Source organism: Pseudobacteroides cellulosolvens ATCC 35603 = DSM 2933 (assembly GCF_001262605.1).
Classification (GTDB): domain Bacteria; phylum Bacillota; class Clostridia; order Acetivibrionales; family DSM-2933; genus Pseudobacteroides; species Pseudobacteroides cellulosolvens.
Genome location: NZ_LGTC01000001.1, coordinates 5694491 through 5707070 on the forward strand (window position 1 = coordinate 5694491; position 12580 = coordinate 5707070).

The 12580-nt window shown below is 35.3% G+C and carries 10 protein-coding genes; 5 read left to right on the forward strand and 5 right to left on the reverse strand.

Annotation, left to right across the window (positions count from 1 at the left end):
- Window positions 1–192 precede the first annotated feature (192 nt).
- Complete coding sequence (locus tag Bccel_RS23620; RefSeq protein ID WP_036935251.1) at window positions 193–924, forward strand: hypothetical protein; 732 nt, start codon at window positions 193–195, stop codon at window positions 922–924.
- 93 nt (window positions 925–1017) lie between these two features.
- Window positions 1018–1863 carry an Asp23/Gls24 family envelope stress response protein gene (locus Bccel_RS23625; RefSeq protein WP_036935248.1) on the forward strand — a complete coding sequence of 282 codons (846 nt, stop codon included), beginning with the start codon at window positions 1018–1020 and terminating at the stop codon, window positions 1861–1863.
- 26 nt (window positions 1864–1889) lie between these two features.
- Here Bccel_RS23625 and Bccel_RS23630 read toward each other — a convergent pair whose 3' ends face one another.
- Window positions 1890–2666, reverse strand: coding sequence for a DUF6062 family protein (locus Bccel_RS23630; RefSeq protein ID WP_036935246.1), 777 nt, complete (start codon window positions 2664–2666; stop codon window positions 1890–1892).
- A gap of 206 nt (window positions 2667–2872) precedes the next feature.
- Here Bccel_RS23630 and Bccel_RS23635 point away from each other — a divergent pair, with 206 nt between their 5' ends.
- On the forward strand, window positions 2873–3757 hold the full coding sequence (locus tag Bccel_RS23635) for a DNA-3-methyladenine glycosylase family protein (RefSeq protein ID WP_036935243.1): 885 nt from the start codon (window positions 2873–2875) through the stop codon (window positions 3755–3757).
- 124 nt (window positions 3758–3881) lie between these two features.
- Here the strand turns inward: Bccel_RS23635 and Bccel_RS23640 are convergent, their stop codons facing one another.
- On the reverse strand, window positions 3882–5906 hold the full coding sequence (locus Bccel_RS23640) for a carboxylesterase/lipase family protein (RefSeq protein ID WP_036935240.1): 2025 nt from the start codon (window positions 5904–5906) through the stop codon (window positions 3882–3884).
- Window positions 5907–6135: 229 nt separating this feature from the next.
- Between Bccel_RS23640 and Bccel_RS23645 the strand changes: the two genes are divergently transcribed.
- Window positions 6136–8571, forward strand: a complete 2436-nt coding sequence (locus Bccel_RS23645; protein ID WP_036935236.1) for a dockerin type I domain-containing protein — start codon at window positions 6136–6138, stop codon at window positions 8569–8571.
- Window positions 8572–8675: 104 nt separating this feature from the next.
- Here the strand turns inward: Bccel_RS23645 and Bccel_RS23650 are convergent, their stop codons facing one another.
- The 3 genes from Bccel_RS23650 to msrB all read right to left on the reverse strand — a co-directional run bounded on the left by Bccel_RS23650 (window position 8676) and on the right by msrB (window position 11647).
- On the reverse strand, window positions 8676–9725 hold the full coding sequence (locus tag Bccel_RS23650; RefSeq protein WP_036935233.1) for an HD-GYP domain-containing protein: 1050 nt from the start codon (window positions 9723–9725) through the stop codon (window positions 8676–8678).
- 210 nt (window positions 9726–9935) lie between these two features.
- Entirely contained in the window at window positions 9936–10550 is a 615-nt protein-coding gene (locus tag Bccel_RS23655) for a PH domain-containing protein (protein WP_036935230.1), read from the reverse strand.
- A 98-nt stretch (window positions 10551–10648) separates the two neighbouring features.
- Window positions 10649–11647 carry a peptide-methionine (R)-S-oxide reductase MsrB gene (msrB, locus tag Bccel_RS23660; RefSeq protein WP_036935228.1) on the reverse strand — a complete coding sequence of 333 codons (999 nt, stop codon included), beginning with the start codon at window positions 11645–11647 and terminating at the stop codon, window positions 10649–10651.
- A 278-nt stretch (window positions 11648–11925) separates the two neighbouring features.
- Between msrB and Bccel_RS23665 the strand changes: the two genes are divergently transcribed.
- Window positions 11926–12534 (forward strand): class I SAM-dependent methyltransferase, encoded by a 609-nt coding sequence (locus tag Bccel_RS23665; protein ID WP_036935225.1) that lies wholly within the window; start codon window positions 11926–11928, stop codon window positions 12532–12534.
- Window positions 12535–12580: the final 46 nt, after the last annotated feature.

Consider the following 12580-nt stretch of genomic DNA (forward strand, 5'->3'; position numbering starts at 1 on the left):
ATAATATTTTGGAATTACAAAGGACGAAGTTGTTAAAATAACAAATGAAGAATTATCCGGGGGAAGAAAAGAGAGTTGGTACTCTCTTTTTCCCATTTATAGAGATTTATTATTCCCTAATGATTTTTAGTATGAAATATTATATAATATACATTGCTATTTATTTTAATACATATTGTAAGGAGGATACCTATGAGCATAGGTATAGAAGCAGCACGCCAAAAACTGATTACAAGCTATGGAGTTGACGTGGACAAATATTCTAGTGATGAAATTGTAGATGAGCTCTCAGAAAAGATTGAAGGAATCCTGTCTTTTAGTTTTACGGCAATACTTCCTATAATAATAACCGGTGTAATTTCGATTATATTTACTGTCGCTTTATGGTTGAACCATAATTCACTAATTTTTTGCATACTATTTTTTATTTTTTCAATCCCTATTTTCTTTTTTGGTACAGGAGCATTGGGACTTTCTAAAGCAAGTAATGATATATATACCGGAATAAGCTTTATATTGGGTTTTGCAACTAATATTACAAATGACATTCGCAAAGGAATGAACAATGCAAGTAATACCAATTCAAAAGATTTAACAATCCTTGTGCTGTATGGAATTGTTTTCCCAATTGTAAAAAAAATTATAAGAAATAGATTTTTAGGCGGAATACTTTATTTTATTATTGAGAAAGCTGTAAATAGAGGCTCCCAGTCAATTGCAATTGAAAACACATTGGAAGCACCTGGTGCTAATGCATCAAGCGGCAATACAAATAGCTTGTTTATCATTACCGATAAGGTAAGAAATGTTTCAAAGCTTGCACTTAAATCCACTATTGGATTTCTTAAGGTATTAGGTATTGTATTTATTGTGATAGGCTTAGTTCTTATTGGTTTGCTGTTTTTGGTGAATTACATATTATAATAATGTAAATTTCATAACATTTATGATATACTTAAGGCATTTCAAAAAATACATTTTTAGAATAATATATGCAGGAATGTTCGGAGGTACAAGTTGAGAGTTGTAGGTTTTATTGGACCAAGCGGTACAGGAAAAAGCCACAGGGCAACCTGGGTTGCTAAGGAACGTGGCATTGATTTTATAATAGATGATGGTATTTTGATCCGCGGTAACAGAATTGTTGCAGGTCGTTCTGCCAAGAGGGAAGCCACTAAGATAGCCTCCGTCAAGTGTGCCCTTTTTCAGAGTGATGATCACGCCTATGATGTAAAGCGTGCAATAGAACTATACAAGCCCTCAGCAATGCTTATTTTAGGTACATCCGAAGGTATGGTGGAAAAAATAGCAAGCAGGCTTGAGGTAGGTCCCATTAATGAGAAAGTTTTTATAACCGATGTAGCCAGTGAATTCGAAATAAATCAGGCCAGATCAACAAGAATGCAGCAGGGAAAGCATGTTATCCCTGTTCCGACGTTTGAGATAAAGAAGGACTTTTCAGGTTATTTTCTTGATCCGCTGCAGATTTTCAAAAGAAAAGGTAAAGGCAGCTATCAGCTTGTAGGCGAAAAATCCGTTGTTCGCCCTACATTCAGCTATCTTGGCAAATATACCATATCGGATTACACAGTTTATCAAATAATTGAGCACGTGGTATCGAAGATAGAGGGAGTTAGCAGGATTTCAAGATTCCGTGCCGAAAACCATCCTGACGGTATATATATAGAAATGGATCTTATACTCATTTATGGGTACGTTATAAGGCCGCTTTTGCGAAAGGTTCAGCAAGATGTCGGTGAGGAAGTTGAAAAACTGACTGCGTTAAATATAAAAGCTCTTAACCTTGTAGCCAAGAGCCTTGTCATTGATCCGCAAAAAGTAAAATCCAAAATGGAGAATTAAAGCGGAAGTAATATTTAATTTATTCCTTAACTAAAATCGCAAAAACCTACAATCTTCTGAATGCTCCTTGGAACTGCATCCTTGGAATTTCCCCATGGGGCATCATTGTTTCTATAGTCAAACTTTTTCGTAAACCAGCTTACTTCCTCCCTGATTCTTTCAAGGTTTTCCAACTGAATTTCCATAAGGTTTGATACAAATATGGCTGTTTCCTTTGCATTCAAAAACTTTTTAGTTCCTTCCAAAAGGTCTTTCAGGTGCTTTAAACAAAAACCCTTCTTGCTGTTAAAAAGTGTCTTAAAATCGTTTTCCTTAAACCATAAATAAAGTATGACATCAATATACCTCTCCATAGTATGATCTAGCTTTCCGCAAACAGTGCACTTTCCTTCAAGTTCCTTTAATATCTCCAAAAGGTTATCCACCATTTTGTCTGTATCGGATTTCTTCATTGAGACTTTGCTGGAAAGGTTCTTCATCATTGACATTTCAGCATCTTTTTTTACTGCATCCTTCTTACTTTCATATAACTTTCCGATATTATAATTCTGCTGAGTCAGATGTGTTTCCAAAATCAATCCCAAACCAAGCCTGTTCTGCTGTCTATTGTAAAGCTTCTCAAAATGCTTTTTGCAAAAACCCTTTTCGTTGGTTTCAATACGCCCCTCCGGCTCCATAAGTGAAGGACCCAATATATAGTCGATACATTCATCCTCCAGCTTTTTTTCCAACACACACATAGGGCACTCACATTCAACTCCGAAAGCTTCAGTAACAGGTATTGTATAAATTTTTTCTTTCATATAGTCCACCTTTATATGAATATTTGGTTAATTGCAAATTAATTTATTTGTTATTTCCGATAGAATTATGTGATACCATGTTATTATATCAGATAAGTATGGGAAAATATATAATGACATTTTTGCAACTTGATTGTTGTCATGAAAAATTGTGTGTAGAATACACCATGATTTCCTGGACATAGAAAAGAACTGGAGACAAATATATGGATTATAAGGGTTACACTGTTTATGAAAATAATAATGGCATTGAAATTGAAGGAGTTCGTGACTTTGACCTTGGTCACATCTTCGACTGCGGACAAAGCTTCAGATGGCTTAAGCAACAAGACGGGAGCTATATTGGCGTTGTGAAGGATAAGGTATCCCGTATCAGATTTGAAAATGGAAAGCTTTATATCTCAAATTCCAACTTTGATGATTTTGTTAAGATATGGTATGACTACTTCGACCTTGGAACAGACTATGGAGAAATAAAAAAAATCCTTTGCCAAAAGGATGAAGTCATGTCACAGGCAATACCCTTCGGCCAGGGTATAAGGCTTTTAAGACAGGATATATGGGAGCTTATAATTTCCTTTATCATCTCAGCCAACAATAGAATTCCCCGTATCATGAAATCTGTTGAAACCCTGTCACAAAACTTTGGAAGAAAAATCAGCTCGGAGGAAGGGGATTTTTATTCATTCCCCAGCCCTGAAGCCCTTTCATCCTGCCCACTTGACCAAATTGAAATCTGTAAAGCCGGGTTTAGATGCAAATATATTTCCAATACCTCCAATATGATCCGCAAAGGAATTGTAAACTTAAGTACACTAAAAGAAATGACTACCGATGAGGCACGCAATGAACTCATAAAACTCTCAGGCGTGGGCCGCAAGGTTGCTGACTGCATTTTGCTGTTTTCCGGTACGAATTTTGACGTATTTCCAACTGATGTATGGATAAAAAGAATAATGGAGGTTTTATATTTTAAAAGGGAGGCAACCCTCAAGGAAATTGATCAATATGCAAAAGATCATTTTGGCAGCTTGTCAGGCTATGCCCAGCAATACCTGTTCTTCTTTGCTCGTGAGACCCGAATAAGCTGATCAATTATATTGCAACATAATAGGTGCTGCAGATAGGTTCATAACCTGTCTACAGCACCATACTAATCAGGGCTTACTTAATTATGTATTTTGTTAGTTCTATCCAATTATACATCATATTGCTTTAGAACCATATAATATTGAAAATAACATTCTTTTGCCATTCAGTAAGATTGTTTACCTCCATCATTATATCTTCCTTTTTAAACTCCTCATTCATCATACTTATCTTGCTCTCATTTAAATCAGCATCAAAGATGATACTTTTGGGTTCATTGGGGATATTAGACCACTTCTCCCAATTAGGCAAGCTGCTGTTTCCTTTATTAGGATTTCCTGTAGAAGCAAATGATGACACATATGACATTATGGCATCTTGTAATGCAATTCTCCCTTTTTCATTTTCTTCTGTGTAAGAAATATTCCATAAATCCTTATCCCAACCAAAGAAGAAGGGTAGTTCAAATGAATGCCCTGCACCTACTAAAAAGTCAAAAGGTACTTTAGCTCCTTTTCCCTTCCATTTAAAATAATAACAATACACATCATCCTGGTGCTTTTTTAGACTACCAGCAAGAGAATCCACCATTGTAGCCTTCCAGTTCATAGACGGATATTTAGCTAATAATTCAAAAAATTGTCTGTCTTGGCTATCGGCAGGCATGACCTCTTCTAATGTCATGGATTTTCCATTTACCCCAAGCACACTTTGTATGTCTGACCACTTATGCCCGGTGTATGTAGGAAAATCAGCAATCATAAGGGGTAGGAAAGGCTTGTATTCATCCTCGTTACTTCCAATAATTATAGGAACTTTATTATAATTTCCTGATTCAAAAGCAGAAGCAACTGTATCTGTAATAACGTTCCCATCTATAATAGGTTCTGCTGAAGTTGGATATGCTTTTGTTATCTCAACTGCTGATTTGCTTCTTAAATAAGCTTCTATTTCTTTGTTTGTCATTATTTTACGGTGAGCAGCTGCTGATTCTAAATCAGCACAAGTATTATCTGCCACCAGGAGCTTATCAATAATATTATTGGTTTTTTCAACTCCTTTTTCTACAGAAATATTTACAAGGCCTGAACTTTCAACGACTGCCTTATGAAAAAGGTCTTTAGCAAGAGGTGAAACCATAAGACTCAACACATTTGTTCCTCCTGCTGATTGTCCCGCTACTGTGACGTTTTTGGGATTACCGCCAAATTGGCGGATATTGCCCTGTACCCATTTAAGTGCTTTAATAATATCGAGAGTTCCAAAATTTCCTGACTTATCTTCAACTGTTCCGTTTGAGGTCAGTGCAGGATGGGTAAGCCATCCCATTGCCCCTAAACGATACTCAACAACTACAACTACCACATTGTATTTTTGGGCAAGAAACTGTGCAAAGAAAAAATCCTCAGCACCTCCTGTTACATTGCCACCCCCATGAATCCAGAAATATACCGGTAGATTTTTTTCTTTCGTTTTAGGTCTGCATACATTCAGGTACAGGCAATCTTCTGAACCAATAACCTGACCTGTAGGTGACCAATATAAAGTTTGCTCATTCTGGATACTTCGTGATAGATCAAATGTGGAAAAGCGAATACCTTTCCATGGTTTAGGCTCTCTTGGAGCTTTCCACCTGAGCTTACCTACAGGAGGTTTTGCATAAGGTATTCCAACCCAGGTCCAGCAGTCAGGCTCTAAACTAAGACCTGCAACTTTTCCCGAGCTTATCTTAACAGTAGTTTCACATGCATGTTCAATAGATACTAAAATAGTATCTATTTTAGCCAAAAGAAGTGCATGTTCTTGCAATACAATCGATTTTTCCATATCTTTTTTGAAGTTTTCACTTAAATACTTTCTTGCAGATTCATAATTTCCATCTTTTAGCTTTTTAATGATATCTTCAAGCTTTTTATCCAAATGGCTTTTGCTATGTTTCGTTTTTTTGACATCAATAAATGCATTATCCGGTAACTTGGCAATTTGATCACGAAGCTCCTTTATTACATCTAATGGACTTGCAATAGGAAAATAGTTTCCATGTGAATACTTTGAAGCATTACTGCTGTTTGATTCAGCTGAAAATGCACTTCCTCCAGCTAAAGTTAATATCAAAACCCCAACTACAAAATACGATAAAAATTTTTTCACTTATAAATCCCTCCTCATAAATTATTACAATTAAATTATATTCTATCTTTTTATAGTTTAAAAGTAAAATTTTGTTGTTTAATGTCAAAAAAGTAAAAAGCAACAACTGGTTACTTTGCTATAATGACAAAAAGTCGTAATACAATGTTTGTTTGTAAAACATAATTGACGCCATCTTCCCTTTGTTATACAATTTATATATTAAAATATCTTTTATAGGAGGGATTTTATGAGAAATGCAGCCAATAATACTAAATTAGTACTGCTGTTTGCAATGACTCTAGTATTTGTTTATTCATCGGCACTTTTTGCATCTGCTTATACACCACCAGCAGCACCAGAGTCAGTTACAATTGATCCTGGCAAGTTTTTATTCATTGATACCCATACAAACCGTAACGGTATTGGAGAAGTTGACGGATATATGTATATTGATTTCCCAACCTACAGCTATAATTCCAATACCAATACCTTATCATCTTGGTTCAATGTGAATGGCTTTAATGATACTACCAAATTGGTAATCGGCGGCGGAATGAGTCTGAGCGGAACAGCTGGAAGCGGCGCCGGAACAGGACTTACTCCATACAGTACAACCTTTAAGGAAAATGAATTTTACGTAGATGCAGACTATACAATACATATTTTCTATAACAGCGATTGGAGAACCGTAAAGGTTGGCGAAACCTGGACAAATGTAGTTGAAACAAAGCCTATGAAGGGTACCGGTAAATATGTAAACACTTATACAGTAAAAAACTATGGTCTTCTTGATAAATCACAGCTTCATCAGCCTACTCCAAGACCAACGCAAACAAACATTCCCTCACCAACATCAACGCCAACCCCGGTAGTATCTCCTACCCAAATGATTACAAGAAACCTTTCAGGCTTTGCAGGCTCCGATACAAACGGAATTAAAGACTACTCAGGCTTCAAAGTAGAAGTTGAGAATCGCTTTGGATCAGCATATACCAATATAAATGGTTATTTCTCACTTGATGTCTCAATGTTTGATACACCATCTGATGTACATACAGCAATAATAAGCAAACCTGGTTATCTTACAAGAAAAATTCCTCTAAACCTTGTACGTAATAATATTGAGCTTGGTTCGGCAAAAGTTCCGTTAGTAATGTTGAGCGGTGATGCCAATAATGATAATGCAATAAATATGTCCGATGCAATTTTGATTGCAAAGCTATTCAACAAAACTACAGCAGATAAGGATTTTAACCCAGCAGCAGACTTCAATACGGATGCAGTAATTAATGTTGCTGATGTTGTTTGTGTAGCAAAAAACTTCAACACCACCGGCGACTCCTATAAAAGACCTGCGGTATACAACATCCACAATACATATGCAAATATTGATCAAATATTTAATATTTCCATGCCTGAAGGCGGTTTCGCAGGTATAACCTATAAGTATTCCATTGAAAGCGAAGAAATGATAAAATTCGTATCCAAAACCAGTTCACCAGCCCCATACCCTGATGGATTCGGTAAAACCACTTGGACATTTGAGGCCTTACGTCCCGGTAAAACATCTATTACTTTTACATGCAGGGATGATTCGGAAAAATATTATATTGATATATTGGGAATGCCTCCACCACCTACGACTCCAACACCTCCATCAACCCCAACACCATCAGATAATACCGGAATAGATTCCGCGTTACTAAGCAAGACAACTATCAGCACGAATTCAGAGGAGAAGATTGTTGTAGGAAAGAATATCATATACTGCCCAACATTCCAGATGGCATGGGACGGGTTGAAGGGTATAATCGGTGGAGATGTGAAACTGTCCGCAAATCCTCCTATAGCAGATATACTTAATAAAGGCTTTCCAATGGAAAATTCTCTGAATCCTAAAAGCTATTTATCAATGGCAGGATATGGTCAGAAGACAATTGATAATATCAATACATCACTGAAGGAAAAGTTTGGTGAATCCGCACCTCAGCTGAACAATAAAATTGCTGCTGATTCAATAATAGCATACTCATACCTAAGCAAAAATTCGAATTTTGCAAAAGAATTTGACAATTTTGATTCTATGGGTTTTTCTACAGGTAGTGAATATTCCCTGGTAAAAGGATTTGGGATAGAACAAAATTCCGAGAACACTGATGATCTATCCAAACAGGTGCAAATATACGATTACAAAAGTGATGATGATTTTATTGTAAAGCTTATACCTGAAGACAAAACTGAAGAGATTATCCTGGCCAAAGTTGCACCAGACGAAAACCTTTATAAAACATATACTTCAGTTATGAAAAGAATTGACGGCAATTCGCCTGAACAATTCGAATTTAAAGACAAACTATTCGTTCCTAATATTAACTTTAATATCACCCATTCATATAATGACCTTAAAGGTCAAATTTCAAACCCAGGTTTTGAACAGTATAACATTGATACTGCACTACAAAATACAAAATTTGTGCTAAATAGAAAGGGTTCCATACTATCGTCCTACGGAATTATAATACTTGCAGGTTCAGGGCCAAAGCCCGATTATTCAAAGAAGCTTATATTTGACGGACCATTTATGGTCATCTTAAAGGAAAAGGGTGCTCCAAACCCCTATTTAACGCTTTGGGTGGATAATTACGAGATCCTTGAAAGAGCCATTGTTCCCGCGAATAATTGACACATATTCCCAAAGTGACTATAATACTAAATTTTACTAGACATTAAGAAACCTTCACTTTATGCTTTGCAGCCCGTGAAGGTTTCTTGTGTTTTTAATCTCCTTTATAAAATTTCCACAATTTTTACATTCCTATTAGACCTGAGATCGAAAGTGTTTCCATCTTTTAGCTTTATTAAAGGTCTTGAAACAAATTCATTATCAATATAAAATATCTGTCCTTCCATGCCATTACTTAGTCTAACATTATCACCTATAAAATACATGGCTACATTGGATATAAGGGTAAAAACAGTCAGAGTATCAAACTTTTGTGATGCAGAGGACTCAAATATTTCAAAAACACTGAAGGGGGTATCCGTTCTTTTATACACCCTGTCCAAAGTTATTATACTGTACAAATCAGCTACAGAAATAATTTTGGCTATGAGGTTTATTTTATCACCTTTTACTCCATTAGGGTATCCGCTGCCATCTTCTCTCTCATGATGCATAAGTACACCCTTACATAATTCTTCCGAAAAACCCGTCTTATCCTTCAATATTTCATATCCATATTGAGTATGCTTTTTAATTTCAATGATATCATTATTAGTCAAATCAGCTTTCTTATTAAGAATTTCCTTTGGGACCTTCGCCTTACCGATATCATGCAGCAGGCCGGCTACAGTGATTTCTTCAACCTCTTTGGCCCCAAGCTTCATCCAGTTTCCAATGAGACAACAAACACTTGCCACGTTTAAGCTATGGGTATACATGTAATCCCCTATGGATTTTAAGCTTCTTATGCACCTCAAAAGATCCCCTGTTGTTTTATCAGAATTTATTATGGATGCAGAAATTTCAGTAACTTTTTGCTCTATGGCATCATCTAAAAGAACATTTTCGAATAGAGTCTTTATTTTTTCAATTCTTTTTACATACTCCTTTTTTGTTTCCTTCACAGAGGGTGAGTCATTGGGTGATTCATCTTCTTCAGCCTGTTCCCTGGTTACCCACAGCATTTCAATGCTGTTTATAACCAGCTTGTCTATTATAAAATCAGTAAGAACAGTGCCTTGCTTCATAAAAATTGCACCTTTATCGTTATAGACATCTTTGGCAATGACCATACCTGGCTTACATTCAGCAATTCTGATATTATATTTATCCATAACACACCTCCGTGCATATAATCTAATATAAAAAACACATTTTCCTATTTATCGGCAATATTTGATAAACGCATTATCATAATTTCCCAGACATACAAAAACTTCAGAAATTTCTACTGTATTAGTAATCCTTTAATCATTACTTAAAAGCAGAACCCCTGAAGCTTTTTCGTCTTAACATTTCGTTAAAGTTTATTTCCCGTATTGGACTTAATTATTAATATATTTTAAAAATACATCACTAAAGTCTTCCACTACATACTTATTTCTGTTGGTTACTAACCACTCAAATGAGTAATCAGTAATGTCCTTGAAATTTTGTACAACATCTTTAGACTCAGCTCTAAGTCCACTAAATGCAGATACGGCTAATTTTATGCTTTCTGCTGAATAATCCAATCCTATTTTGTTTTCATATGTAATAATAGAAATTTGAAATAATGCTTTATATAAGTCCTTCAACTTCTCAACTTGCTTTTTATCTACATCAATGGAAAATTGCACCTCTCCCATTGTAAATTTAATTTCCACGTCCAAATCTACAGTACCGGCCGTTTCCAGAAATACATTTCTAATGGGATACAAAAAGTATTCATATCTTCTAAGCATTCTTTTTTTACTAATTGCATTTTTACCATCAACATGAATCAATGCTCTATTTGTAAAGCAATACTCATCTGCCTTTGATTTAATTAAGAAGAATATTTTCTCCTCATCTTCATGAAAAACATAATCATCCGCTTCTACCTTATCATAATCTTTTGGATCTATTATTTTCCCAATGTCACTTAATCCTAATGCCTCGGATGCTATCCTTCCAAACATTTTTGCTACCCCCTATTTATATAAATTTATTTATGCTGTTCAAACAATATTTTAGCATTAGTAAGGCATATAATCAACAAAGTGTTGTTTAGATATAGTCAGGATTTATCGGTAATAAATAGATTTAAGTACTCCCCATAACCCGCATCTTCCATTTCTTCCAGTGGAATAAACCTAAGGGAAGCTGAGTTAATGCAATACCTGAGCCCAGTTGAGTTGGCAGGACCATCGTTAAAAACATGGCCTAAATGAGAGTCCCCATCCTTGCTCCTCACCTCGGTTCTGATCATAAAATGGCTCGTATCTATATTTTTAGTTATTCTTTCATCCGATATGGGCTTTGTAAAGCTTGGCCAACCACAGCCAGAATCAAACTTGTCCCTTGAACTAAAAAGAGGTTCTCCTGAGACAATATCCACATAAATCCCATCATGGAAATTGTTATAGTACTCATTCTCAAATGGAGGTTCTGTTCCATTTTCCTGCGTTACTTTATATTGCATCGGTGTTAACTTCCTCTTTATGTCATCAAAGGATTTTTTAGATCCTGCTCCCGAAATAAACCCAATATTTCCCCATAGCTTCTTAACAGCAGCATCACGCCCAGATGCCAGTTTATAACCTTTGTATTGCTCAGGGTTCTTCTTATGATAAGCCTGATGGTATTCTTCTGCTTCATAAAATTTTTGAAATTTTATTATATCCGTTGCTATTGGCTCTGAAAAAACACCCATTTTATTAAGCATGTTCTTTGACTCTTCAGCAGCTCTTTTCTGCTCATCATCATGATAAAAGATCGCTGTTCTGTATTGAGGGCCTCTGTCATAAAATTGTCCGCCTTCATCCAAAGGATCGATTTGCTTCCAAAAGACTTCTAAAAGTTCCTCATAACTTATCACACTTGGATTATACTCTACTTGGACAGCTTCATAATGGCCTGTATCTCCTCTACAAACGCTTTTATAGGAAGGATTTTCAGATTCTCCTCCTGTATAGCCTGTTCTAACCTGATTAATACCCCGTAAGCTTTCAAATGGTTGAACCATACACCAGAAACATCCCCCTGCAAATGTTGCCTTTTTATTGCTACTAGCCATTATCCATCACATCCTGTTTGATTAAAATTATTATAATCGTATTATTATATTTATTCCACCAAATCAGAATATTATTGCAATTACAAACTATTTTTTCTGCTTGTAAATCCCTAAAAAACTAAACTAAATAAAACCATTTAAAATACTATTTGTTGGTGTAAAATAATTATTGATAAAAATGATTTTTTCGCAACATATGAATTAAGGAAAATTTTTTACAATAATTGAAAATGTAAAATGCTTATTGCAAAACAAACAGAAAGGGTACTAAGGAAAATATGAGCAAAATAGAGATGATCAAGCAGTATTATGAGCCTAACTTGGGAAAAGGCTTGCCAGACTTTAAGGTTCTAGGCTGGGAAAGCAGAGAAGCTCAATATATGAGATTTGAGATGTTTGGAAAAAATATTGAAATTGAAAATAAAAAGCTTCTGGATGTGGGCTGTGGATTGGGCAATCTAATTGAATACTTAAGTGAAAAAGGTGTCTCTTTTGACTACACTGGCGTAGACATTTCGCAAAAAATGATAGACTATGCTAAAAAAAGAAACCCCACGTTTAGGTTTTTGTGCCTTGATATATTCAATGACAATACCTTTTCTCCACATGACTTTGATATTGTCTATACCTCAGGAATTTTTAACCTTAATTTAGGAAATAATAATGAGTTCGTGGAAATTGCATTGAAAAGGTTGTTCTATTTAGCTCGCAGTGTAGTTGCATTTAACCTTCTTCATCATAAATCACCCGATAAGGATGATAGGTATTTTTATTTTTCTCCAGAAGAGATTGTGGAAACAATTAAGCATTTTAAATGCGATCTAAGTGATATACAAGTTATAGAAGGCTATCTCAAAAATGACTTTATGATAATTTGCAAAAAGTAGTTGAACTTTGTGATTTAGCCATGATCAATAAATTACTTACTCTATA

Excerpts from the sequence above, each read along its gene's own strand:
- Bccel_RS23620 (WP_036935251.1), top strand. The coding sequence starts at position 193 with ATGAGCATAGGTATAGAAGCAGCACGCCAAAAACTGATTACAAGCTAT.
- Bccel_RS23630 (WP_036935246.1), bottom strand. The coding sequence starts at position 2,666 with ATGAAAGAAAAAATTTATACAATACCTGTTACTGAAGCTTTCGGAGTT.
- Bccel_RS23635 (WP_036935243.1), top strand. The coding sequence starts at position 2,873 with ATGGATTATAAGGGTTACACTGTTTATGAAAATAATAATGGCATTGAA.
- Bccel_RS23645 (WP_036935236.1), top strand. The coding sequence starts at position 6,136 with ATGAGAAATGCAGCCAATAATACTAAATTAGTACTGCTGTTTGCAATG.
- Bccel_RS23650 (WP_036935233.1), bottom strand. The coding sequence starts at position 9,725 with ATGGATAAATATAATATCAGAATTGCTGAATGTAAGCCAGGTATGGTC.
- Bccel_RS23655 (WP_036935230.1), bottom strand. The coding sequence starts at position 10,550 with ATGTTTGGAAGGATAGCATCCGAGGCATTAGGATTAAGTGACATTGGG.
- msrB (WP_036935228.1), bottom strand. The coding sequence starts at position 11,647 with ATGGCTAGTAGCAATAAAAAGGCAACATTTGCAGGGGGATGTTTCTGG.
- Bccel_RS23665 (WP_036935225.1), top strand. The coding sequence starts at position 11,926 with ATGAGCAAAATAGAGATGATCAAGCAGTATTATGAGCCTAACTTGGGA.